22 protein-coding genes and 1 pseudogene are annotated in these 24,367 nt (G+C 62.6%); 12 read left to right on the top strand and 11 right to left on the bottom strand.

What is annotated here, in order from left to right; translation table 11 throughout:
- Positions 1-73: 73 nt before the first annotated feature.
- Positions 74-1,705: a Na+/H+ antiporter gene (locus tag ATN00_RS19910; protein ID WP_082635271.1), complete on the top strand. Its 1,632-nt coding sequence runs from the start codon at positions 74-76 to the stop codon at positions 1,703-1,705.
- 24 nt (positions 1,706-1,729) lie between these two features.
- On the opposite strand, the gene ATN00_RS19915 is transcribed toward ATN00_RS19910, so the two are convergent.
- Together ATN00_RS19915 and ATN00_RS19920 are read right to left on the bottom strand one after the other, a co-directional pair.
- Positions 1,730-4,126, bottom strand: a complete 2,397-nt coding sequence (locus ATN00_RS19915) for a TonB-dependent receptor (RefSeq protein WP_062068144.1) — start codon at positions 4,124-4,126, stop codon at positions 1,730-1,732.
- An 879-nt stretch (positions 4,127-5,005) separates the two neighbouring features.
- Positions 5,006-5,338: a UrcA family protein gene (locus tag ATN00_RS19920; RefSeq protein WP_197413633.1), complete on the bottom strand. Its 333-nt coding sequence runs from the start codon at positions 5,336-5,338 to the stop codon at positions 5,006-5,008.
- A gap of 400 nt (positions 5,339-5,738) precedes the next feature.
- Between ATN00_RS19920 and ATN00_RS19925 the strand changes: the two genes are divergently transcribed.
- Together ATN00_RS19925 and ATN00_RS19930 are read left to right on the top strand one after the other, a co-directional pair.
- Complete coding sequence (locus tag ATN00_RS19925) at positions 5,739-6,728, top strand: sterol desaturase family protein (RefSeq protein WP_062068148.1); 990 nt, start codon at positions 5,739-5,741, stop codon at positions 6,726-6,728.
- 67 nt (positions 6,729-6,795) lie between these two features.
- Positions 6,796-7,407: a hypothetical protein gene (locus tag ATN00_RS19930; RefSeq protein WP_062068153.1), complete on the top strand. Its 612-nt coding sequence runs from the start codon at positions 6,796-6,798 to the stop codon at positions 7,405-7,407.
- 21 nt (positions 7,408-7,428) lie between these two features.
- Here the strand turns inward: ATN00_RS19930 and ATN00_RS23045 are convergent, their stop codons facing one another.
- From ATN00_RS23045 to ATN00_RS19950, 5 genes are all read right to left on the bottom strand, one after another.
- Positions 7,429-7,605 (bottom strand): Trm112 family protein, encoded by a 177-nt coding sequence (locus ATN00_RS23045; protein WP_373886118.1) that lies wholly within the window; start codon positions 7,603-7,605, stop codon positions 7,429-7,431.
- Positions 7,602-8,216 (bottom strand): LON peptidase substrate-binding domain-containing protein, encoded by a 615-nt coding sequence (locus tag ATN00_RS19935; RefSeq protein ID WP_062068155.1) that lies wholly within the window; start codon positions 8,214-8,216, stop codon positions 7,602-7,604. The genes ATN00_RS23045 and ATN00_RS19935 overlap by 4 nt, the downstream gene beginning before the upstream one ends.
- A 10-nt stretch (positions 8,217-8,226) precedes the next feature.
- Complete coding sequence (locus ATN00_RS19940; protein ID WP_062068157.1) at positions 8,227-9,138, bottom strand: tetratricopeptide repeat protein; 912 nt, start codon at positions 9,136-9,138, stop codon at positions 8,227-8,229.
- A gap of 94 nt (positions 9,139-9,232) precedes the next feature.
- A complete protein-coding gene (locus tag ATN00_RS19945; protein ID WP_062068159.1) occupies positions 9,233-10,078 on the bottom strand; it encodes a MipA/OmpV family protein in 846 nt (281 codons plus the stop codon).
- A 232-nt stretch (positions 10,079-10,310) separates the two neighbouring features.
- Positions 10,311-11,201, bottom strand: a complete 891-nt coding sequence (locus ATN00_RS19950; protein WP_062068161.1) for a prephenate dehydratase — start codon at positions 11,199-11,201, stop codon at positions 10,311-10,313.
- Between the two features lie 184 nt (positions 11,202-11,385).
- On the opposite strand from ATN00_RS19950, the gene ATN00_RS19955 reads away from it, so the two are divergent.
- Positions 11,386-12,009 carry a c-type cytochrome gene (locus ATN00_RS19955; RefSeq protein WP_062068163.1) on the top strand — a complete coding sequence of 208 codons (624 nt, stop codon included), beginning with the start codon at positions 11,386-11,388 and terminating at the stop codon, positions 12,007-12,009.
- 541 nt (positions 12,010-12,550) lie between these two features.
- On the opposite strand, the gene ATN00_RS19960 is transcribed toward ATN00_RS19955, so the two are convergent.
- Complete coding sequence (locus ATN00_RS19960; RefSeq protein WP_062068165.1) at positions 12,551-13,870, bottom strand: UDP-glucose dehydrogenase family protein; 1,320 nt, start codon at positions 13,868-13,870, stop codon at positions 12,551-12,553.
- Between the two features lie 206 nt (positions 13,871-14,076).
- Between ATN00_RS19960 and ATN00_RS19965 the strand changes: the two genes are divergently transcribed.
- The gene (locus tag ATN00_RS19965; RefSeq protein ID WP_062068167.1) at positions 14,077-14,826 is read left to right on the top strand and encodes a ParA family protein; all 750 of its coding nucleotides are present in this window, start codon (positions 14,077-14,079) and stop codon (positions 14,824-14,826) included.
- Between the two features lie 34 nt (positions 14,827-14,860).
- Here ATN00_RS19965 and ATN00_RS19970 read toward each other — a convergent pair whose 3' ends face one another.
- Entirely contained in the window at positions 14,861-16,621 is a 1,761-nt protein-coding gene (locus ATN00_RS19970) for a fatty acyl-AMP ligase (RefSeq protein ID WP_062068169.1), read from the bottom strand.
- Positions 16,622-16,771: 150 nt separating this feature from the next.
- Between ATN00_RS19970 and ATN00_RS19975 the strand changes: the two genes are divergently transcribed.
- From ATN00_RS19975 to ATN00_RS24305, 4 genes and pseudogenes are all read left to right on the top strand, one after another.
- Positions 16,772-17,296, top strand: coding sequence for a regulatory protein RecX (locus ATN00_RS19975; protein WP_062068171.1), 525 nt, complete (start codon positions 16,772-16,774; stop codon positions 17,294-17,296).
- Between the two features lie 40 nt (positions 17,297-17,336).
- On the top strand, positions 17,337-17,873 hold the full coding sequence (locus ATN00_RS19980; protein WP_062068173.1) for a DUF192 domain-containing protein: 537 nt from the start codon (positions 17,337-17,339) through the stop codon (positions 17,871-17,873).
- A 57-nt stretch (positions 17,874-17,930) separates the two neighbouring features.
- A complete protein-coding gene (locus ATN00_RS19985) occupies positions 17,931-18,329 on the top strand; it encodes an NADH:ubiquinone oxidoreductase subunit NDUFA12 (protein WP_062068174.1) in 399 nt (132 codons plus the stop codon).
- Between the two features lie 245 nt (positions 18,330-18,574).
- A pseudogene (locus ATN00_RS24305) lies at positions 18,575-18,745 on the top strand (DUF2155 domain-containing protein); the annotation flags it as partial.
- A 35-nt stretch (positions 18,746-18,780) separates the two neighbouring features.
- On the opposite strand, the gene aat reads toward ATN00_RS24305, so the two are convergent.
- On the bottom strand, positions 18,781-19,533 hold the full coding sequence (gene aat, locus ATN00_RS24065; protein WP_062068176.1) for a leucyl/phenylalanyl-tRNA--protein transferase: 753 nt from the start codon (positions 19,531-19,533) through the stop codon (positions 18,781-18,783).
- A 443-nt stretch (positions 19,534-19,976) separates the two neighbouring features.
- Here aat and ATN00_RS20000 point away from each other — a divergent pair, with 443 nt between their 5' ends.
- Positions 19,977-20,342 carry a hypothetical protein gene (locus ATN00_RS20000; protein ID WP_231746338.1) on the top strand — a complete coding sequence of 122 codons (366 nt, stop codon included), beginning with the start codon at positions 19,977-19,979 and terminating at the stop codon, positions 20,340-20,342.
- Between the two features lie 33 nt (positions 20,343-20,375).
- Positions 20,376-21,653 (top strand): dipeptidase, encoded by a 1,278-nt coding sequence (locus tag ATN00_RS20005; RefSeq protein ID WP_062068178.1) that lies wholly within the window; start codon positions 20,376-20,378, stop codon positions 21,651-21,653.
- A gap of 613 nt (positions 21,654-22,266) precedes the next feature.
- Here the strand turns inward: ATN00_RS20005 and ATN00_RS20010 are convergent.
- Positions 22,267-22,803: a hypothetical protein gene (locus tag ATN00_RS20010; protein ID WP_062068180.1), complete on the bottom strand. Its 537-nt coding sequence runs from the start codon at positions 22,801-22,803 to the stop codon at positions 22,267-22,269.
- 186 nt (positions 22,804-22,989) lie between these two features.
- Here ATN00_RS20010 and ATN00_RS20015 point away from each other — a divergent pair, with 186 nt between their 5' ends.
- Positions 22,990-24,339, top strand: a complete 1,350-nt coding sequence (locus ATN00_RS20015) for a S41 family peptidase (RefSeq protein ID WP_062068182.1) — start codon at positions 22,990-22,992, stop codon at positions 24,337-24,339.
- Positions 24,340-24,367 lie beyond the last annotated feature (28 nt).

Here is a 24,367-nt window from a genome sequence, read left to right on the forward strand (position 1 = left end):
AAACCGCTTTCTCCAGCTTGCCTTCATCGCCCAGCGCCCTTTAAGTTACCGGCAGCGCAATCGGAGGCATATTTTGGAATCAGTATCGATCGTGCTTTTCCTCCTGCTGGCAGTCGTCGTCAGCGGAGCGGTTTCCCGAATGCTCCCCTTTCCGGTTCCCACGCCTCTGGTGCAGATCCTGCTGGGCGGCGTCATTGGCCTGTCGACATCGCACCGGGTGGCGCTCGATCCTGAACTCTTCCTGCTGCTGTTCCTGCCACCGCTCCTCTTCCTGGACGGCTGGCGCATTCCCAAGGACGAGCTGTTCAAGGATCTTCCGACTGTCGTGGAACTGGCGCTGGGCCTTGTCATCCTGACAGTCGTGGGCATGGGCCTCTTCATCCACTGGATGATCCCCGCAATACCGCTGGCGGTGGCCTTCGCGCTGGCCGCCGTCGTTTCCCCCACCGATCCCATCGCGGTCTCCGCCATCGCCGCGCGCGTCCCGATCCCGAAGCGGATGATGCACATATTGGAGGGAGAATCCCTTCTCAATGACGCATCCGGCCTTGTCTGCCTGCGCTTTGCCGTCGCCGCCGCGCTGACCGGCAGCTTCTCCATCGGCGCAGCGGCGCTCAACTTCCTGTGGGTGGCGATCGCAGGCCTGGCCGTCGGCGTCGCGGTGACGGTCGCCGCCTCACGCGCCAAGGCCTGGGTCACGAAAAAATGGGGCGAGGATACCGGTTCCCAGATACTGGTCAGCCTCCTCATTCCCTTCGGCGCCTATCTGCTGGCCGAGCATCTCCACGCGTCGGGCATATTGGCGGCGGTGAGCGCGGGCGTGACGATGACCTTCACGGAAATTTCCCGGCAGGCCATGGCCGTCACGCGGATGCGGCGCAACTCCGTATGGGACACGATCCAGTTCTCCCTGAACGGCATCATCTTCGTGCTCCTGGGAGAGCAGCTTCCCAGCATATTGGCGGGCGCGAAACAGACCGTGGCGGTGACGGGCCACAGTTCCCTCTGGTGGCTTGCGGCCTATGTGATGGCGATCGTCGTCGGGCTGGCGACGCTGCGCTTTCTCTGGGTCTGGGCATCGCTGCGGCTCACCATCCTTCGCAACGCCTACAAGGGCGTCGGCTCTCAGAGCACCGACTGGCGCCTCATTGCCGCGACCTCCATTGCCGGCGTGCGCGGCGCGATTACGCTGGCGGGCGTCCTGACGCTGCCCGTCGCCATGGGAGACGGCAGCCCCTTCCCGGCTCGCGATCTCGCCATCTTCCTTGCCGCGGGCGTCATCATAGTATCGCTCGTCATTGCCAGCATAGGCTTGCCGATGCTGCTCAAAGGGCTGGCCATGCCGCCGGAACCATCGAAGCAGGCTGAGGAGGACAATGCCCGGATCACGACCGCCCAGGCCGCCATTCAAGCCATCGAACGGCATCAGCATACGCTCGCGGAGGATCATGGCCAGGCGGACCTTTACGTGGCTGCCGGCGGGCAGGTCATGGACATCTATCGCGAACGGATCGAGGGGCTGAGCGAGCGTCAGTCGGACGAGAGCCGCCTTGCAGACCGTCTCGCGGGCGAGTTCCGCCTGGTCGGTGTGAAGGCGGAGCGTCTGGCGCTCGCGCAGCTCCTGCGCGCGCGCCGGATCAGCAGCGAGACAGCGCGCAAGATCACACAGGAACTCGATCTGGCAGAGGCGCGATTCCGCGGATAGCGCCTCCGCCGCCCATTTTCCCGATCAATATTTGAACCGGGCCTCTATGCCGAAGGTACGCGGATTGACGACTGTGCGTTTGTAGTAACGCAGCACCACCCCATCATTGAGGCCGACGCGCGAGCGGTCGTTAGCGACCGACGCCACGGCATATTTGTCAAAGATGTTGTTCGCAAACAGGCCGAGGCTATACCGCTCGGTTTCATAGGCTAGCGATGCGCGGTGCAGCACATAGCCGGAAAGCTTGTCGCCATAGGCGCGTTCCCAGCCAAGCCGCGTCACGACACCCCCGCGATAGGTGGCCGTCCAGTTGGCGACGATGTTTCCATCTCTCAACGGCAGGGTGTAAGTCGCGCCCAGGCTTCCGCTGTTCTTCGCCGAACCGGGCAGGCGGTCGCCGGAAAGAGCCGCGAGCTGGATGGGGTCGCTGGGATAAGTCCCCGCCGGGTCGTTGACGGCGATGATGCCGGGCACGTCCTCGGTCAGCCTGGCGTTGACGTAGGAATAGGTTCCCTGGATCGACAAGCCGTCAATGGGCCGCAATTGGAACGACGTTTCAAAGCCTTCCGACTTGGCCTTGCCACCGTTCACCGTGATGCCGACGATGCCGTTAATCGTCGCCGAATCGACCTGAATACCGTTCCACTTGATCTGAAAAACGTTGAAGTTGAATGTCAGCTTGCGGTCGAAAAGCTGGGTGCGGATGCCGATCTCCGCGTTCTTGGTGGTGTCCGGGCCATATTGTATTTCGTTTGGCAGAGCGCACACATTCTGAAAGGGCGGGGGCTTCAAGATCGGCGGGCAAGGCGCGACGGTGTTCGGGCCGCCGATGCGATAGCCTTTGCTGTAGGTCGCATAGACCATGACGTCGGGTGTGAAGTTATAGGATGTGTTGAACTTCCACACCCAGCCGCTCTTCTTCGATTTGCCGCCGGCGGGGTCGAGATCATAGGGGCTGACGGGATCACCGAGCAACGGGAGCACCGCGCGGCCGCTGACATCCGACGTATATCCGAAATAGCGCGCGCCGGCAGTCACCTGCCATTCGGGCGTCACCTTGAACGTGCCTTCGCCAAAGATCGCCTTTTCCGTCACTTTCGACCTGTTGAAGGAATTATATTCAACCTCGTCGGGATTGGGCTGAGTTCCGAATTCGACCCACGGATGGTTGGGCACGTGCTCGGTATATTCGCGGAGCCGCTTCTGATGGTTGTAGAAGCCGCCCAGCACCCAGCTGAATGGGCCGCCATGGGTCGAGACGAAGCGGATTTCCTGGTTGAACTGCTTGCGGCGATCATGGGATTCGTTCCAGCTCGAAAAGGCCGGGAAGCCCTCATAATTATAGTCCAGATCGAGCAGCAGGTCGGTATTGTCGGACTGGTTATCATTCTTGACGTCGGTGTAGGCAGTCGTCGCCACGAGATCGGCGATGTCAGCAATGTTCGCATTGATTTCCATGCTGCCCAGGTGCGCGCGGCGCTTCACCGGCTCGATATAACGACCGGCGCTTTCATATCTGCCGGTCCCGAGCACGCCGTTGCTGTTATATTGGCCGCCATCGGTTTTGGTCTGCTGATACGCATAGGTAAAGTTGACTTTCAGGTCTTCGCTGAACTGAAAAAGCAACTGGTTGCGCGTGGTGAAGGTCTTCTCGAAGTTGAGATCCTTCTTCCTGGTCAGATTGGCGGCATAGCCCGCGTCCGAAATGCTATCGGGACCATCCGGTTGCGGCAACGACACGCCGGGCGTCTGAAGCAGTAACGGATAGTCGATAAAACCGGGATCATAGTAATAGCCGGTAGCCGAACGGAAGGCGATATGATCCCGCACGATCGGGATATTGATGACGCCGTCCACCTGATAACCAAGCTTGCCGCTATGGTCCTTGCCATAGAAGCGGCCATGCACCTCCCCCTCGATCGCCTCCGTATTCGGGCGGTTGGGAATATTGCGGATGGCGCCAGCCAGCGTGCCAAGGCCGTAAAGCGTGCCCTGTGGCCCGAGCAGCGTTTCGACCCGCGCAATGTCGAGCAGCTTGAAGTCGTAATAGAGCGGCACCTCGCCCAGGTAGACGCCGAGCGCGTCGTCATAGGAAGCGCCGCTACTGTCTGAATCCGAAGCGTTGAGGCCGCGCAGCACGATGGTGCCGGTCGAGCCGGGGCCGGTGTCCGAAATGGTCATGCCGGGCGTGAAGTCGGCAAGATCACGCACATCGTCGATCCGCTGTCTGGCCAGTTGCTCCGCGCCGACAGCCGTGATGTTGATGGGAACATCTTGAATCGAGACCTCCCGGCGCGTGGCGGTCACCACGATATCGCTCGGATTGTCGTTCTCAACCGCAGCATCCTGCGCCAGAACCGGCGTGTTGCCAACGCCCATAAGAATGGTCGCGCCAAGCAATGTGTTGCGAAACAATGTCATAGTCACTTCGACCCCCTATGGTTGAGCCCGTCGTCAGTGACATCCCTCCCATCGGCGCTCTAGCCAGGCTGGCGCCTTGCAGCCGGATCGCGGCTGATCGTCCCGATATTTTCATGGTCATCGCCGCTGTTCACGGCGGACTTGCCGCAGCGAAGCGAAGCCGCGCCGATCATCCTTCGAATAGTTCCAAAATCCTGCGATGGACCGGAAACGACTGCGCGACAGGCAGGGCCGGTGGGCGACGGCGCATCGCCCGGAATAACAACATTGCTGGCCAGCTTTCGCTTCACGAACCCTCACTTTCGAGCCGGCGATCGCGCCCTTTCCGTTCCGCCGCGCCGGCAGGCAATGTCCAATACGATATGGATATTACTTAATGCGTCAAGAGTAATAATTTTGCACTTGCTCAGCAGAAAAGGAGCGATGCATTGCAGTGCACAAAATGACTATTTCCAGACGGAAAAGGCACCACATCCCCGCTTCCGCGTAATACGCACACGCCCCCATATCGCTTCGGGCAAGCCGAATCGCGCCTTCCCATTTTGCGAATCGCGATTCTGCTTCGCGGCTGCGAAAGCATGGCGGCGGCATATATTAGGGTTCCGGGCCGAATGGACGGTGTGAAGCGTCGATAATTCCGTTCAATGCACCGAAGGCGAGCCAAGGTCGATGGGGCGTCGGAGGAGCCATATTTTCGGACAGGCAAGGCTTCGCACGCATATCGGGCAGAGGGAAGGCAGCGGGGCGCCGCGCTGCGCGAGAACCGGCCCGTGGACATCAGCCACAACGCGCACGCCCAAGCGGGTGGCGAAGCCGGCAAACTCGCAAACGCCCTTTGGGCGAACCGGACCTGGGAATCCGGATCGACCGTTCAGAGGTTCAGCGAAGCGTCGCGAGTCGGACCGGAGAGCCGTTGGCCGCATTGGCGATGTGAGCCTCAATCTGCGAGCGGACATCGGCCACGACCGCGGCACGGCATTCCCGCGCCTTGCTTTCCATGGAGAGGTGCACGGTCGCCACATGCTCGCCGCACACGGCGCGCGCGGCCTGATCCATGCGGATGGCGAGGCGCGCCTGACCGTCGGCGGTCGCAAGATCAAGATCCTTGAGATTCAGGATCGCCTGATCCTGAGCGAAGGGATTTTCAGTGGCGGCGGCCGAAGCCGAGGTCGCCAGAGCGCAACTGGCAAGAACCAAGAGGCCAATCTTCATCGTCATCTCCTGTGCGTCAAAGGGGCGCCGCTCTTTGGCGACTGCAGCCCACATAGTTGAAGCGAGTGAAAATTTCAATAGAATAGTATGAATTATTGTTTTATTACTATAGTGGCTGCTAATTATTACTTCAACTGAGCGTCCGGTATGGTGGATTGTCGCCATGTCGAATGGACCGGGCCCCCGTTTCCCATGAGGCCAGGGCTCGCCATTCCCCGACTGTTTTTCGAAAGCAGAAGAGCATCAAGGCATAGACCATATCTATGAGATCGATAGGATAATGACATCTGGCGTGATGGGTGCGGCTTCACGATGCTGAGCCGAATGCGGAGATCATCCTGCCCCCCGGCGTGCCGGACAGAACCGCAGAATATGGGGCAAGCATTGCGGGTGCAGGCATATGGACGGAATTCGCGTAGGTAAAAGGCTGATAGGCACCCAGGCGCCGGTCATCGTGGGGTGGGAAAACATACCCCGCGTGGAAGGCGGCCCGTTGAAACAGTTCATATTCACCTGGTTCCAGCCCACGGTGCTGTTCGCGCTCATCGCCTTCTGGTATTATGCGCCCCATTCCATTGCCAAGGCATCGACCGCCATCGGCATCGGCATCGGCTTCAAACTGCTGCTGCTGGCGCTCGAATGGGTCAATCCGCGCTACGAGAGCTGGCGCCTGACCTGGAAGGAACTGGTTACGGACCTGTTCTATGTCGGGCTCGGCTATACGCTGCTCAACATGATCGAAAAATATATCGGCAGCGATGCCGTGATCGAAGCTGTCCAGCACAGTTTCGACTGGAACAAGCTGGCATGGTTCACAGGCTTGCCGCTGCTGCTGCAGGCTTTCCTGATCTCATTCATCTTCGATTTCGGGCAATATTGGATGCATCGCGCCATGCATAACTGGTATCCGCTGTGGCTGCCCCATTCCGTGCATCACTACATCACCCAGCTGAACATCAACAAGGGCGCGGTCGGCAACCCGGTGGAACTGTTTCTGATCGGGCTCGGCATCGGTGGGTTCTTCGACTTCCTGCCGCGCGCCCTCCTCCTCGCCGGCGCAATCGGACTGGCGGTCGGGACGTACCAGCACATCAACGTCCGTTTCAACACCCCGCGCTGGTGGCGTTTTGTGTTCAACACCACCGAGCATCACAGCCTGCATCATTCACAGGATTTCGAAGCCACCCGCAGCAACTATTCCGGCACCTATATCTTCATCGACCGCATGTTCGGCACATGCATCGACGGCGAGGCGGAATTGCTGGGCATGGAAGGCGGGCGCCGCATGTCGATCCGCGAACAGATGACCTATCCCTTCACCGAGGGCTGGAAAGCGATCAAGGCACGGTTCGACAAGGGACAGTTCGACCAGCCGGTGCCGGCCGAGTGACGGAACCGCTCCGCCGGCATCGCCTCCCCCCAATCATCCGTCCAAAGCTCTCTCAAACGGAGATCATGTGAACGCGCGCTTCATCAACTGGATCTGGCACATCAGGGGGAGCCTGGCGCTCGCCCCGCAACAATCGAGCGAGGAAGCCTTCGGCAGGCTTGCCCCTCTTTTCCGCCAGCCCGGCACCAGCCACGACCGGATGCACGACACGCTGACCTTCCGCAAGAAGGACCAGGCGGCGCAGGACAAAATGTCGATCTTCGACGGGGGCGTCCTGCGGATCGAAAAAGGCGTTGCCGGACCTGTGCTGCACTATCATCTGACCAGTCGGGCATTGCTGTTCTGCTTCCTGGCGCCGCTGCTGTTTCTGGGCTTCGCGCAGGCTACGTTAGTCATTGGCAAGCTCGAAAAACCGGCGATCGAAGCGGCGGGCAGGAAAAGTTCCGAAAAGAAGGCTGCGGCGTTGCCGCAAAACCCGATCGACAAGGCCCTGGGCGCGCCTGCCCCCGAAAAACCCGAGAAAGATGGCGCTGGAAAGTCCGAGGAGGACCGTAAGAAACCTTCGCCAACGTCCGCCTATGTCTTCGCGGCGATCTTTGCCGCTCTTTATGTCGCCGGACGAATCCTCGAAGACAGGCTGGTCAGGACGCTGTTCAGAAAGAGCTTAAGAGGATCATAGCTTCAGAACGGATCGGCGTTTCTAAAGGATTCGCGCTTCCCGCGCCACCAGCACCGGAACGCCGTCCCGCACCGGATAGGCCAGCCCCGCCGCCTGCGATACCAGTTCGCGCTGCGCCGCATCCCAGCGCAGCGGCCCGCGCGTCACGGGGCATACCAGCTTTGCAAGCAGCCAGGGATCGATCGGCGGCGGCATCATTGCATGGTCGCTCCGCCGTCCCGTTCGGCCCGGCCCACAATCTGCATCAGCTGGATGACCAGCTCTGCCCGCTCGTTGAGCGTATCGGCCTCCAGCAGCGTCTGCTTGGCGGCAGGATCGAACGGCGCGATCTGGGCAATGCCGTTGACCAGCGCCTGATCGTCCAGCCGCGACACCGCGCTCCAGTCAACGACATAGCCCAGCATCTTCGCGAAAAGCTGCGCTTCCTGCTCCAGCCCGGCGCGTTCCACGGCGGAGAGCACTTCGTCCGGATCGGGAGCCTGCTCCACCTCTGCCTCGATCTGGCGGAAGGCGGTCGACACCTCCAGTTCCCGCACCACCCGAAATCGCGCCAGCCCTTTCAGGACGATATTGAACCGTCCATCCTCCAACGCTTCGATATGGCGGATATGGCCCAGGCACCCCATGTCGAACAGCGTGGGCTTCAGCCCTTTGCCGCGTGGCTGAATCATGCCAATGCGCCGGTCGCGCGCCATGGCGTCATGGATCAGCGCGCGGTAACGCGGCTCGAAAATATGCAGCGGCAATTCCATCCCCGGCAGCAGCAATGCGCCGGAAAGCGGAAAGATCGAGACGCGGGCGAGCGGCACCGGCCCGCGCTCAGGAAAAGAGTATCTGCGACAGACGCCTGCGCTGCGCCGCGACCCACGGATCTTCCAGCCCCACCGCTTCAAACAGCGTCAGCAATTGCGTTCGCGCCGCGCCATCATTCCATTCCCGGTCGCGCCGCACGATCTCCAACAGCGCATCCGCCGCGCCTTCGCGGTCGCCATTGCCCATCAGGCCCGTCGCCAGCTCGAAGCGGGCTTCATGATCGTCCGGATCAGCCGCGACCCGCGCTTCCACGCCAGACAGATCCGCCACGGGCCGCGCATTACGGGCCAGAGCAATCGCCGCCCGCGCCCGTTCGACATGGCTGTCCTTCGCCATTTCGGGCGGCAACGCGTCCAGCAGCGCCTCAGCCTCGTCCACGCGCTCCAGCGCCGTCAGGGCGCGGGCATGGCCCGAAGCCACTTCTGCCTGATCCGGCGCCATCTGCGCGATCTGCTCGAACACGGACAGGGCGCGCTCATTCTCGCCGCTCGCCAACAGATCCTCGCCCATGGCGATCAGGGGAGCGATTTCCTCCGCCTGCGTCTTTTCCTCCGATTCGATCGGAAGCTGGCCCAATATCTGATCCAGATATTGCTTGAACTGGCTTTCGGTGCGCGCCTGGCTCAGGTCCGCCACCGGCTGCCCCTGGAACATGGCATAGACCGTCGGGATCGATTGCACGCGGAACTGGGCCGCGATGAACTTGTCCTCATCGACGTTGATCTTGACCAGCTTCACGCCCTTGGACGCGTAGTCGGCGCACACTTTTTCGATCATGGGGGCCAGCTGCTTGCACGGCCCGCACCATTCCGCCCAGAAATCCACGATCACCAGCTGGGTGTGCGAGGGTTCCACCACATCCCGGCGAAATGCCTCTACCGACGCCTTATCAGTATCGCTCAATCCCAGGGTTGCCACGCTGTCGTCTCCTGCCTCATGCGGTTTTCACCGCCTCCATACAGCGCAATATGGGGAGCGTCACCCTCCCGCCACAAGGGTGCCGTGCCAGGATTCAGAAAGTGTAGCCGACGCCCAACGCGCCGATCCATTGATTCTTCGACCCCGCGACCGACACCACAGGCGAATCGGCATAGCGGCCAAGCATCCGCGAATATCCCGCCAGCGCGAATAACGCCCATCCCTTGCGCAGATCACCCGACAGAGATTTTCCTCCGACCAGGGTGGCGCCGATCTTCCTGAACCCCGCCTTGTCGCCCGCACGGTCATAGACTGGCAGACCCGACGCCGCCGCACCTGCTGCGTCCACGTTGAAATAATAGCGGCCATATCTCTTGCTCGCATAATCGGCCGACAAATTCAGCCCGACGAAAGTCGTGGCCGACAACGGCGTCATATATTCGATGGCGGGGCTGACGACATAGCCCTTGTGCGCGCCGGCCACATCCTTGGCCACCGCAACGCGCGCCGACAGATTGTCATAGGCGCTGGTGAAAACGCCGGTCTTGCCGATCCCGACAAAGCCGCCCACTTCCACGGCCACATCCCGCTTGCCCAGCGCGCGCACGGCATCATCCTTCATGCCCTTGCGGCTGGCACGGTCGAACCGCACATTGACCATCGGCCCCAGTTCGATGTCCAGGCCATCCCCGTCGCGATTGGGGATCGCGTCGACATAGAGCGCCGGGCCGCGCGTCCAGAAGGCGAAGTCATGCACCTTCCCCCGCGCCTGCACGATGGGCATGACGCGATAATCGTCCGATCCTTCATAGCTGGGGATATAGGCGCCGCCGACTCCGATGGTGAGAGTGCTGTGATTTTCCTCCTGGGCAAAGGCCGATGGCGCAAAGGCAAGAGCCGCAACGGCAGACCCGGTGAAAAGAACAGAGCGACGGATCATGAATATGGATTTCCTTTCCTGGTCCCCATGAAAGAATGTTCGGGGGGAGCCCCAGTTCCCAAAGGCGCAAAATCAAAGGGGATTATGCCATATGTGCACCCGGTGTCGAACGGCGGTTATGGTGGGGAGCGGACTGTGCGCTTCTCTGGCATATACCGTCCAGGACGGCGGGTTCGCAAACGGCATCATCCCCAAAATCACAACCGCGCCGGATACCCGGCGATCCGTTCCGTCAGGTGCGGGGCCGCGCCTGCCGGTAGCTGCCCAGCACCCGCACCCATTTGGTGTGGAACTCCAGTTCCGCCAGCGCCCGGTCGACGGCGGGATCGCCCGGCATGCCTTCAATGTCGCAGAAGAATTCCGTCGCCGCGAAACTTGCGCCCCGCTGATAGCTTTCCAGCTTCGTCATATTGACGCCGTTAGTCGCGAAACCGCCCATCGCCTTGTAAAGCGCGGCAGGAATATTCTTCACTTCGAACAGAAAAGTCGTCATCACCGGTCCGACATCCGGCACCGGCATTGTCGCATCGCGCGCGAGCACCAGGAAGCGCGTCATATTATCGTCGCTGTCCTCGATATTCTCCGCCACCAGCCGCAGGCCGTACAGTTCCGCAGCCAGATAGGGCGCGATCGCCCCTTCGCCCGGCGTGCGCGTTTCCGCGACCAGCGCCGCCGCGCCCGCCGTATCGGCATAGGCGACCGGCTGGATGCCCCGTTCCCGCAGATAATGGCGGCACTGGCCCAGTGCCTGCGGGTGGCTGATCGCGCTTTTGACCGGCGTGGTGTCAGGAGCCATCAGGCAATGGCGGATACGCAGGAAATATTCGTCGATGATGTGCAGACCCGATTCGGGCAGCAGGAAATGCATGTCGGCAACGCGACCATGCAGGCTGTTTTCGATCGGGATGATCGCGCGCGCCGCCTGACCGTTCCGTACCGCGTCGATCGCATCCTCGAACGCGAAGCAGGGCAGCGGTACGCAATCGGGCGCATAACCCAGCGCAGCCAGGTGCGAATTGGCACCCGGCGCGCCCTGATAGGCAACGGCCTGCGCCGGATCGGCGGCAGCCTTTTCATTGAGCTGGGCGACGAGCGCGCGGGCGGGTGCGGGGTAGTTTTCCATTGGCGATTGCGCGCTTAAGCCCTCCCCTCCGCGCGCGCAAGCACTGAGCGAACCGGCCGGAGGGGCAGGAACGGTTGCTTTTGCCTTCAACCATGCTTGCACGTTCGTGATTGCGCCATTATGGCAGCCCGCTAGAGGGGGCGCGGGTAGCCGCCAGAACAGAAATTCAAGGGATAGCGAGCGAATGGGCGATCGTTTCAACACCGTTGCAGGCTGGGCGTTGTTTGCAGGGATCATCGCGCTGGGCGGCGCCATTGTCAGCTCCAAATATTACCATAGCGAGCGCCCGGAAAAAATGGGCTATGCGATTGAAGGCGTCGAAGCGGAAGGCGAAGGCGGCGGCGACAAGGGCCCCGGCCTCAACACGCTGCTGGCGCAGGCCGACGTCGCCGCAGGTGAAAAGGTCTTCGCCAAGTGCGCGGCCTGCCATACCGTCAATCAGGGCGGCGCCAACGGCATCGGCCCCAATCTCTACGGCACGGTGGGCGAGGAAATCGGCCACGGCAAGGCGGGCTTCGCCTTCTCCGACGCGCTCAAGAGCAAGGGCGGCACCTGGACCTTCGAGGCAATGGATCACTGGCTGACGAGCCCCCGCGAATTCGCGCCGGGCACCAAGATGACCTTTGCGGGCCTTGGCAATCCGGCTGACCGCGCCAACCTGATCGCGTGGCTGAACACCCAGGGTTCGAACCTGCCGCTTCCGGCCGCCGATGCGGTCCCGGCAGCCGGCGACAACGCCGCCGCGCCAGCCGAAGGCGCGAACGCGGCCAACGCCGCCCAAGCCCCGGCCGCAAACGCCGCCGAATAGATCGGCCAGCAGCGGGAGCATCGCGCAAAAAAGGGAAACCATTTTTCGTAGCCGGCGATGCGATAAAGTCCGATACCTGAATGCAGAAAAAGAGCGCGGCCTCACCCGCGCTCTTTTTCTTTGGCGTTCATGCAGCCTGCAATGCGCCATCGTGGGGGCCGTCAGGAGCCCTGCCGCATCCACGGGCAAGGCGCGCCAGGAACGGATCGACATTCCGTTCTGGAGGGCTGCAAATGGCGTCTTTCCACGCCTCCGATGCTCACAACGCTGTAGATCGCGGCGCGCGGGGTCATGGAAATCCGCCAGTTTGGCTTACGCTGGCCTTCGGCTCGCTCCACCATCTCCTGAATGTCGATCCGTCCCAAGCCGCCAACGTCCTGGGGCGCGCGGCTTCCATGGGATTAATCCCGCTTACCCTAAATGAGCCCCGCCACGATGGGCATGCACTGGCTGGCGAAGAAAATCAGCACTGCCGCCAGCAACCAATGATGCGCGCGGGGAAAGGCGTGAATCCATGCCTCCCCCTCGTTCCACGGCCACATCAGGCGTTGACGGCCCTGTCGCCGATACGGGTCAGGGAAAAGCCCGCCGCCTTCACATCCGCCGCCGGATAGATGTTCCGCAGATCAACCAGAACCGGCGCATTCATCGACGCAGCGAGCCGCTTCAGATCCAGCGCCCGGAACGCATCCCACTCCGTCACCAGCACCAGCGCATCGGCGCCCTGCGTCGCGCTATAAGGGTCGCTCGCCATGGTAATGCCCGGCATCAGGGCCGCCGCGGCCTCCATGCCCTCCGGATCATAAGCGACGATCTTCGCCCCCGCATCCTCCAGCGCCTGGACGATAGCGATGCTCGGCGCGTCGCGCATGTCATCGGTGTTGGGCTTGAAGGTCAGGCCCAGCAGCGCGACGGTCTTGCCCCGCGCTTCGCCGCCCATCGCCTTCACGATCTTGCGGCCCATGGCCCGCTTGCGAAGATCATTCACCTGCACCACCGTCTCGACGATGCGGATCGGCGCTTCATAATCCTGCCCGGTCTTGACCAGCGCCAGCGTATCCTTGGGGAAGCAGGAGCCGCCATAGCCCGGCCCGGCATGCAGGAATTTGGAGCCGATCCGATTGTCGAGGCCGATGCCCCGCGCCACGTCCTGCACCTCCGCGCCGACCGCTTCGCACAGATCGGCCATTTCGTTGATGAAGGTGATCTTGGTCGCCAGAAACGCATTGGCGGCATATTTGATGAGTTCCGCCGTCCGCCGTCCGGTAAACAGCAGCGGCGCCTGATTAAGGTAGAGCGGGCGATAGATCTGCCGCATCGCTTCGATGGCGCGTTCGTCCCCGGTCGTGCCGATCACGATTCGGTCGGGGCGCTTGAAATCGCCGATCGCCGCGCCTTCACGCAGAAATTCAGGGTTGGATACCACCGCGATATCAAGGTCGGGGCGGACCTCCCGTGCGATCCGTTCCACTTCGTCGCCGGTGCCCACCGGCACGGTGGATTTGGTGACGATCACCGCCGGTCCGTCAAGCGCCTCGGCGATCTCCTTCGCGGCGGCATAGACATAGCTCAGATCCGCATGGCCATCGCCGCGGCGCGAAGGCGTGCCCACGGCAATGAAGATCGCGTCGGCGCCTTTGACGCCCGCCGCCAGATCGGTGGTGAAGGTCAAACGGCCCGCCGCCGCATTGCTTCCGACCAGCTGATCCAGTCCCGGCTCGTAGATGGGCATCCGCCCCGCCTCTATCGCCGCGATCTTGCCCGCGTCCTTGTCCACGCAGACCACGTCATGTCCGAAATCAGCAAAACAGGCACCTGACACCAATCCGACATATCCCGTGCCAATCATCGTGATCTTCATAGGCGAATATATTCCTCCTGGATGAAGGGAGGGTGACGCCCTTCCTTCCCTTATGCTCCTTTCGTCGCGCTATCCCATTGTGCAGCATCGTTCCAGCGACAAATCGGTATGTCATCCGATCACACGCCCCTTTGTCACAGCAGCGTAACAAAGGGATGATTTGAGCGCTTGCCTTGATGGGCAAGGAAGACTTAGCTTCCCTTCTCATGGCAAAGGAACCGGTATTGGCGACCATCGCCGTCTACAGCCTGAAAGGCGGGGTGGGCAAAACCACCTTCGCAATCAATCTGGCATGGGCTTCGGCCTGCATTTCCAAACGTCGCACTTTGCTTTGGGATCTCGATCCGCAGGCGGCGTCAAGCTGGCTTCTTTCCACCGACACCCAGAGCCGGGACGCCGCGCAAGCGATCTTCAGCAAGGATGTTCAGCTTCGCAAGCTGATCCAGCCTTCCACCGTGCCGGGACTGGACCTGATCGCAGCCGACACGTCATTGCGTGGGCTCGACCATCTCTTTCGCGAAATGGACAAGAAGAAACGGCTGGCGAAACTGATCGAAAGCCTGGGCAAGGATTATGACCGGATCATCCTGGATTGTCCTCCGGGCCTTACCGAAACAAGCGAACAGGTGCTGCGCGCCGCGGACCTGATCGTGATTCCTGTCATTCCTTCCCCCCTGTCGCAGCGCGCGATGGGAGAAGTGGCGCGTTATCTCGTCCAGCGGGGAGGAAGCCATGCGCCGATCCTCCCGGTTTATTCCATGGTCGACCGGCGGCGCAGCCTGCACCGCAAGGCGCTGGAGGAACAGCCGGGCTGGTCCGCCATCCCAATGGCCAGCATGATCGAGCAGATGGCCGTGCAGCGTAAGCCGCTGGGCGCGTTCGCTCCTTCCTCGCCCGCGTCGAAGGAATTTGCCGCGCTCTGGACCATGGTGGAGCGGCAGCTTCAGTCGAACTGAGGCTGCGCTGTCACCATCCTGATCCTTGGACGGATCAGGCCGCTATGTCGTAAGGACGAATTTCCCCGGCCAGATAGAGATTGCGCGCCTTTGAACGACTGAGCTTGCCCGAACTGGTGCGCGGCAGGGTGCGCGGCGGCACCAGTTCAACCACGCAGTTCATCCCGGTGATGGCGCGGACCCGTTCGCGAATCTGGTCGCGCAGGCGTGAACGCTCCTCATTGTCCGACGTGCGACAATGGACCAGCACGGCGGGCGCTTCCTCCCCACCCGGCGTGGTGATCGCGAAGGCGGCGATATCGCCCTGCTTGAAACCGGGCAATTGCTCCACCGCCCATTCGATATCCTGCGGCCAGTGGTTCTTGCCGTTGATGATGATCATGTCCTTGGCGCGGCCGACGATATAGAGATAGCCGTCGCTGAGATATCCCATGTCGCCGGTGTCCAGCCATCCGTCGACCATGCAGGCATCAGTCGCTTCCTGATCGCGGAAATAGCCGACCATCAGCGACGGGCCGGTGGTCCATACCTTGCCGATCTGGCGCTCCTTGAGCAGGCCGCCATCCTCGTCGCGGATCTCCACCACCATGTCGCGCGCGGGCTTGCCGCAATTGACGATGGAACGGAAGCGCTGCGGCCGGCCTTCGGTCGCATCCCCGCCCGACAGGTCGGTTTCCTCGACCAGCTCGACGATGATGCCCTCGCCCGGCGGCATGATGGTGACGGCCAGCGTCGCTTCGGCAAGACCATAGCTGGGCAGAAACGCCCTGGGGCTGAAGCCCGCATCGCCGAATGCGTCGACGAAGCTTTGCATCACGTCGGGGCGGATCATGTCCGCGCCATTGCCCGCCAAGCGCCAGCGCGACAGGTCGAAGCGGTCGGCGGCCTTGGTCTGGCTCGACATGCGGCGCGCGCAGATGTCGTAGCCGAAGGTCGGCGAATAGCTGATCGACGTACCTTCATTGCGGCTGATGAGGTCCAGCCACGCCAGCGGACGGCGGGCGAAATCCTCGGTCTTCATATAATCGGTCGACACCTGGTTGGCGACGATCGACAGGAAGCAGCCGACCAGCCCCATGTCATGATACCAGGGCAGCCAGCTGATGCAGCGGTCGCTGTCCTGCAACTGCATGCCATGGCTGTGCGCGGCAAGATTGCTGAGCAGCGCATGATGCGTCACCGCGACGCCATGGGGAAAGCGGGTCGAACCGCTGCTATATTGCAGATAGCAGATTTCCGCGCCGGTCGCCTGCGGCAGATTGCAGGGCGCGGCTTCGCGGGCGATGAAATCCTCAAAGGCGATGCTTTCGACATTGCGAAGCCGTCCGCCTTCGCCCGCCATCTCCTCCAGTTCCCTGGGGAAGAGGAACAGCATCGGATCACAGCTCGTCAATTGGACGACAAGCTGGTCGATATAGCTTTCCTTGCCGCCGAAGCTGGTCGGCAACGGCAATGGCACCGGCCAGGCGCCCGCATAGACGATGCCGAAGAAAAGCTGCGCGAAATCCGGGCCCGTTTCCGCGACCAGCGCGATGCGGTCCTGCGGCTTGACGCCATGGGCGATCAGGCGGCGGGCGCAGGCCAGGGCATCTTCCCGCAGCTCCGCAAAGGGATAGGGGCGCGCCAGATTGCCGCGCGCATCATGAAAATTCATGCCGCGCCCGCCCTGCGCCGCATAATCCAGCGCCTCGCCCAGCGTCTCGAAATCCGAGAAGCGGCGGGGCAGATCATCGGTCGTTGGCGTCGATGCCATCATGCTTTGCGAACCCGTCATATTGGTGTCACCCAATGTCATATTTGTCATATCCGCAGCGCCGCTATCAGCTTTGCAGCGATGTTGCACCGGATAGTTACGTTCCAGCCTGAGCTTTTAGCGCACAAGACGCGGTAAAATTCCGGCCCGACTGTGGCATAAAGATGGCGTGTAGCGCATGAAGGCCATCGCATGACCGGCAAACGCCCCCGCCCACCGCTTGATGACGACGCCCTGCGCGAAATGGCGTTGCGTTATGTCGGCCGTTTCGCGACGAGCCGGGCGAAGCTGACCGCCTATCTCGGCCGCAAGATCAGGGAACGGGGTTGGGGCGGCGAAAATCCCGCCGACCCGCAAGCGCTGACCGAACGGCTGGCCGCGCTGGGCTATATCGATGATGGCAGCTATGCGGTAATGAAAAGCGCGGCTCTTGCGCGGCGCGGCTATGGCGCGCGGCGCGTGGACGAAAGCCTGCGCGCGGCGGGCATTTCCGACGACGATCGATCCGAAGCCGATGCCCGGACGCATGCCGAAGCATGGGCTTCGGCCGAACGCTTTGCCCGGCGCAAGCGGATCGGCCCCTTCGCGGCCGAGCAGCCCGATCCAAAGCTGCGCGAGAAATGGATGGCGGCCTTTATGCGCGCGGGCCATGGTCATCGCCTTGCCCGCCGCTGGATCGACGCGCCTCCGGGCGAACCCCCGGAAGATGAAGGTTAATCCCCTCCCCTCGTCGCGCCGTTCGCGCTAGACAGGGCGTATGCGTCGTCCCTTTGCCATTGCCGCCCTGCTGCTGCTCGCCGCCTGCTCGTCTCATGCTGATCCCAAGGCAGGGAATACAAGTCAGGCGACCGTCTCAAAGAGCGCGCTCCTCCCCCTCGTCATCCGTAGCGCGAAGGGCAACCACCGCTTCGACGTGGAAGTCGCGCTGAGCCCGGAGGACCAAGCACAGGGGCTGATGTTCCGCAAATCGCTGGAGGCGGATGCGGGAATGCTGTTCCCCATGGAGCCGCCCCGCACGGCGAGCTTCTGGATGAAGGACACGCTAATCCCGCTCGACATGCTCTTCATCCATACGGATGGCACGATCGCCTTCATCAAGGCGCAGGCGGAACCCTATTCGCGCGAGCCGGTGTCGGCGGGCGTCCCGGTGGCCGCCGTGCTCGAACTGCGCGGCGGACGCGCGGCGGAACTGGGAATCAAGGAAGGGGATCGCGTCCACTGGGGCCATTGCGCCGCGCCCGACGCACCGATCCATGAAACGGACGCGCGCCTGAATTTCTGTCCCACTTCCTGACCGGAGCCGCACAAGCGCCTTGCCAAGCGGCCGCCCCAGCGGCTAAGCGCTTGCCCCATGGGAATCCTTGGCAAGATCTTCACCTGGTGGAACGGCGCCACCATCGGCACCTCGCTCTTCACGGCCCGCAAGGGGACAAAGGTCGGCGAGGACCATCAGGGCAATGTCTATTATGAAGGCGGCGTCGACCCGAACGGCCTGATCCGCCGCTGGGTGATCTATAACGGTCCCAATGATTCGAGCCGCGTGCCCGCCGAATGGCATGGCTGGCTGCATCATTCGATCGAAGGTGCGCCGGAAAGCTTCCTGCCGCCGCCGCGCATCTGGGAACGCGACTTCACGCCCAATGCGACGGGCACCGTCAACGCCTATCGCCCGTCCGGCGCACTGGAAAAGGGCGGTCATCGCCAGAAGGCGACCGGCGATTATGAGGCATGGAGCCCCGAAGCGTCATGACCCCGCGCCCGGTGGGGGGCATCCGGTCGATCCTGACTGGCGCGTCCGTGCTCGCCTGCACCCTGATGCTGGCCGGATGCGGCGGCGACGACATGCCGACCGCCAACCAGTCCGGGCCGGTCAAGATCCAGAACAGCCCGATCCGCAGCGGCGATTCATCCGCCCTGCCCGGCACGCCCATGGCGGAACGGGTCGCGGTGGTGGGCCTGCTCAATAAGCGCAACGGCCTCACCCGCGATCTTCAGATGAAGCCGGGCGAGGCGCTGCGCGTAGGCGATGCGATCGTGCGGCTCCAGGCCTGCGAAACGACCGCCCCTTGGGAAAATGTGCAGGAAACCGGCGCTTTCGTTCAACTCGACATACGCAGCAGCGCGGATGGAAAATGGCGGCGCGCCTTTTCCGGCTGGCTGTTCCGCGAACGGCCCGACCGCAATGTGGTGCAGCATCCGGTCTATGACGTCTGGGTCAAAAGCTGCGCGATGGCGTGGCCGGAGACGGGGCCTGATACGGTGAAAGCGGGAGCCAAAGGCGAATCCGTTTCCTCCGCCAGCCCCGACAATGGATCAAACGCCAGTTCCGCCGCCGCGCCCGAACCGGCGGAGAGCACCGAACGGCCTTCGCCCAGCGGGACATCGGCCACCGCGTCGCCCAATAACTGAAGATAGTTTTGCTGGCTGATTTCGGCAGCACCCAATGAATGCAGATGATCGGTCATGAACTGGCAGTCCAGCAGGGTGAAACCGCCAAAGCGCATCCGCGCCACCAGCCAGGCCAGGGCGACCTTTGATGCGTCCGTGCGGCGGGACACCATGCTTTCGCCGAAAAAGGCGCGGCCTAGCGCCACGCCATAAAGGCCGCCGACCAGTTCCTCCCCCTCCCACACCTCCACCGAATGGGCGAAGCGCAGTTCATGGAGATGGCGATAGCCTTGCTCGATGAGACCGTTGATCCATGTGGAGGGGCGATCTGCCGCCGCTTCCGCGCAAAGCGTCACGATGGCGGGGAAAGCCCGGTTGGCGGTCACGCGAAAGCGGTCGCGGCGGAGAGTTTTGGCCAGCGAATGGGACAGGTGAAAGCCGTCCAGCGGCAAGATGGCGCGCTTCTTCGGTTCGACCCAATAGATATCCTCGGCATGGCGGTCGTCCGACATGGGGAATACCCCAAGAGCATAGGCCTGCAACAACAGCAAAGGATCGATCATCATCACCCCGGAATTAGCAGAGGTCGGGGGAAACATGAATGGAATAGCGAAGCGGAGAGTTTTGGGGTTGGTGATTATATTGCTTGCAAAATGCTCCGACGGGATGACTGATTTGGGTGGGGAGCGGACTGTCCGCTATTCCCATCTCCGTTCGCCCTGAGCGAAATCGAAGGGCAAGGCCGACCATAGGGAGGGCACTTCGCTTTGCTCAGTGGAAGGCCCTTCGACGCCGCCTGCGGCGTCGCTCAGGACAGGCTTCGACTTCGCTCAGCCCGAACGGATGGGGTTGTCCGCCATTGGCCAAAGGCGGCCATTGGGCCAGGACTGTTTGCAAATGATATAAACCCTTTTCGGTCAGGGTTGGGATAGTCGATAGGAAATGGGGTTAACATACTGACATGATGCGTATTTATGGAAATATCCTGCTTGCGGTGATGGCGCTTGCTATGGGAACTGAGGCTGTTTCGGCGCAAGCAAGCCTAGCGGAGAATGGCGTGCATCCACCCGCGCAGGAGAGCGCGGCGTGGACGGGCCATTATTATCTGCAGGGCGTGATGGAGACGGGATCGGAACTGCTGCTGCAGGCCGATGGACATTTTCAGTGGTATCTGGTCGTGGGCGCGCTCGATCTGTTCGCGGAGGGACGTTGGGAGGCGAAGGACGGCAATGTCGTCCTGACTGCCGTGCCAAGCAAGGATGTGCCCCAACCCGCGTTCGAAACGATGACGCTGCGGCAGGAGGACGGGCGACTGCTCCCCGGCGAGCCGCTGGGCCGGGGCGCCTATGTCAGGCCGGAGCGGGGCGGCGATTGACTTGGGGCGGGCGGGCAATAGGCTGCCATGTTTATGAAACATCTTCGCCTTGCGGCGCTGCCGCTGCTGTTCGCCGCCCTGCTCCCTTCCGCCCGCGCCGCGCCCGATCCTTATGCGGCGCGGATCGCAAAGGTGCTGAAAGCCACGCCGCTGATCGACGGGCATAATGACTGGCCGGAGGCTCTGGCCGATAAGGCGGGCGACGCAAGATGGTCGATGGACCTGCGCCACCTCGACCCCAAAATCTATCATACCGACATCGAAAGGCTGCGCGCGGGCGGGATTGGCGGGCAATTCTGGTCGGTCTGGGTATCGGCGGAAAAGCCCGAACTGCAACAGGTCAAGGATACGCTGGAGCAGATCGAGTTCGTCCACAGCCTCGCCCGGCGCTATCCAAGCCAGTTTCAGCTCGTCACCACGGCGGCGGCCGTGCGCGCGGCGCACAAGGCGGGGCGGATCGCTTCCTTGATCGGGGTCGAGGGCGGCGGACAGATTGACGGCAGCATGGCCGTGCTGCGCGCCTATCGCGATCTGGGCGCGGCCTATCTGACGCTCACCCATTCGCGCACGATCGCCTGGGCGGACAGTGCGACGGACAATCCGCAGCATGAGGGCCTCACCGCCTTTGGCGAGGCGGTGGTGCGGGAAATCAACCGGCTGGGGATGCTGGTCGACCTCAGCCATGTGAGCGAAGGGACGATGCTGGACGCGCTGCGGGTGAGCCGGGCGCCGGTGATATTCTCCCACTCCAATGCGCGGGCGCTGTGCAATACGTCGCGCAACGTGTCGGATGCGGTGCTACGGGAAGTGGCGAAAAATGGCGGCGTGGTGATGGTGAACTTCGCCGCGCAATATGTGTCGGAAGCGCGGCGGGTGTGGAATGCGGACCGCAGCGCGGAAATCGCGCGCAACAACGCACCGCCCTTTGGCGGGCTGTATATCGGCGATCCCGAAGCGGCGAAACAGGCGCTTGCCGCATGGGAAAAAACGCATCCTGAGCCGGTAACGACCATCGGCGAGGTTGCCGACCATGTGGCGCATATCGCCAGGGTCGCGGGCATCGATCATGTGGGGATCGGCAGTGACTTTGACGGGGTGAGCGCCCTGCCGCAGGGACTGGGCGGGGTGGATCGCTATCCCGCGCTGTTGGCGGAGCTGATGCGGCGCGGGTGGAGCGACGCGGATATCGCGAAGCTGGCGGGCGGAAATGTGCTGCGCGTCATGGCGGCGGCGGAACAGGTCGCGGCCGGGATGAAGGACGAGCCGGAAGGCAATGCATCGGTAGAAGGGCTGGACAAGCCGAAGATGTGAGGCGCCGGAGGGGTTGAGGCGCTCATCCGTTTTTCCGCGCTTCCCCCGGACATGAGAGGGGCCGCCGAGCAACGCCCGACGGCCCGTCATTGACATGGTCAGCGGCCGTGAGTGCCGCCCAAAAGGTGACGTTGTTCGCGCTTGTCGTCCGGACAGAGACGGCCTGTGTGTCGGCGCTCTAAAGTCTCTGATGCCCGAAAAGGTCGACGCCCTTGGCGTCTCTCAGCGGCGCGTTCCCCGAATGGACTTGACCGACCCCATTGCTGAACCATGAGACATCGGATCACCTCCTTTCGCTTGTTGAAGCCCGCGTGGCTGTTTCGAACCTTGTCCGAAGATGGCCACGAAGCGATTAGTGAATCAGACGGAGCGAAGGATCAAGGCTTGTAATATTCTTTTTTCGAATCATACTTGTTCGTCTGCGCCAAAAAGGCCGACAATGGGCGGAAGCGCGGAAAACTCCCGAAAATCATCCAAATCACATCGCACGGCGCGGACGGGTCAGCGCGCTGGCCTCATCCGAGGGAATGAAGTCGTTTGCCGCACGGCTTTTGGGGCGGTTTGGCGCAGGCCGAATGCCACCCATTTTACCCTTTTGCTTTCTGAAACCGCCCTAGCCGCGACAATCCTCTATCACGCGGGATATTTCCGCCCAATTGGGCAGGATCAGGGGCGCAAGGCCCGTCACTTCCACCGCGAACTTGCCGCGGCTGTAAGCGATCTGGTCGAGCGCCGGATCGCTGGCGGCGCGCGTGGCGACAGTCTGCGGCGCAGCGCCGGACGCGCCTGAAGCGGGCCACGCCATCGCGCCATAGCTGGTGCGGATCGTCATGCTGCCTTGCGCCGCGCCGGGTCGCGTGACGCTGATCCGCCGGGTCGCCGGGTCGCAGCGCAGGATGAGCAGCGGCGCGGCCGGACTGCTGCCATAGCGGGCCGCCGTTCCGCCCGCTTCAGGACCATAAGTCCAATTGCCGGCCGCCACGGGTCGGTCGTGCCATTCCATGGATGCGGGCGCGGGCGCCGGGTCGGGCGCTGGCGTCGGCAAGGGTTGCGGCGGCGCGGGTTGCGCGGACTGCTGCGGCGGCGCGACGCAGGAAGCCAGCAGGACAAGGACAGGCGCAGCGGCGGCAAAGGACGGGAAAGAACGCATGATGCTTCCATGCCCCACCCCGCCGGATCGCTCAACACAAAAGGGGCGGGACGCGGCGGATAGAGCGGCTGGCGCGGCATTGGCCCGGCGCTGATCGACGACAGGCGATATTGGTCGAGCGGAGCTTTGCGTCGCGGCGCGAATCCGCCTATGACAGGCTTCACGATGCCAGCACCAAGGACACCCATGAAATCGGCTTTTCTGCAGGGCGCGGTCGCGCTCGGGGCGCTTGCCCTCATTCCCGCCACCACGGCCGCCCTCGCCGACGCCGACGCCAGCAGCTACAAGGCGCTCGACGAATTCATGGACGTGTTCCAGAAGGTCCGCACCGACTATGTCGAGAAGGTCGACGATGAAAAGCTCATCAAGGGCGCGATCGACGGGATGCTGGCCAGCCTCGATCCGCACAGCAGCTTCCTGGACGCGCGGGATTTCCAGAATCTGCGAACGCAGACCGAAGGCAGCTATGGCGGGCTGGGCCTGTCCGTCACGCAGGAGGATGGCGCGGTCAAGGTGATAGCGCCGACGCAGGACACCCCGGCCTGGCGCGCCGGGATCAAGGCGGGCGACTATATCACCCATCTGGACGGGCAGCTCATCTATGGCGGCACGCTGGACGAAGCGGTGGACAAGATGCGCGGCGCGCCGGGCACGCAGATCAAGCTGACCATCGTGCGCCCCGGCCGCGACAAGCCCATCGACCTGACCCTGACGCGCGAGATCATTCAGTTGAAGCCCGTGAAATGGGAAGTGAAGAACGGCGTCGGCATCATCAACATCGTCAGCTTTTCCGCCAATACCGGCGCAGACGTGCGGCAGGCGATCCGCAGCATCGACACGTCGCTGGGGCATAAGCCGACCGGCTATATCCTCGATCTGCGCTCCAATCCGGGCGGGTTGCTGGATGAGGCGGTGGCGGTGAGCGATTCTTTCCTGGAGCGCGGCGAAATCGTGTCGCAGCGCGGCCGGGCGAAGAGCGACATCGAACGCTATTACGCCAAGCCCGGCGACGATGCGAAGGGGCTGCCGGTGATCGTGCTGGTGGACGCGGGTTCGGCTTCGGCTTCAGAGATCGTGGCGGGCGCCTTGCAGGACCAGCATCGCGCGCTGGTGATGGGCGAGCGCAGCTTCGGCAAGGGCAGCGTGCAGACCATGCTGCCGCTGTCGAACACGACCGCGCTCAAGCTGACGACGGCGCGCTATTATACGCCTTCGGGCCGGTCCGTGCAGGAAGGCGGGATCGAGCCGGACATCAAGGTGCCGCAGCTTTCCGACCCGGACTATAAGAACCGCCCCAAATTCCGCGAGAGCGACCTGCGCCGTCACCTCATCAACGAGATCAAGACGGACAATGCCGCGCTGGAGGAGGATATCAAGGACGATCCCCGCTTCACCGCGACGGCGGAGGAATTGAAGAAGAAGGGGATCGAGGACTTCCAGCTCGATTATGCGCTCAAGACGATCTCCCGGCTGGCGTCCACGCCCCATGCGGCGATCGCGCAGAGCGCAGCGGTGAGGAAACCCGCGAGCCGGTAAAGACGACCTGATGTGCGCGGCATGGCGC

This window comes from Sphingobium baderi (assembly GCF_001456115.1).
GTDB classification, from domain to species: Bacteria; Pseudomonadota; Alphaproteobacteria; order Sphingomonadales; family Sphingomonadaceae; genus Sphingobium; species Sphingobium baderi_A.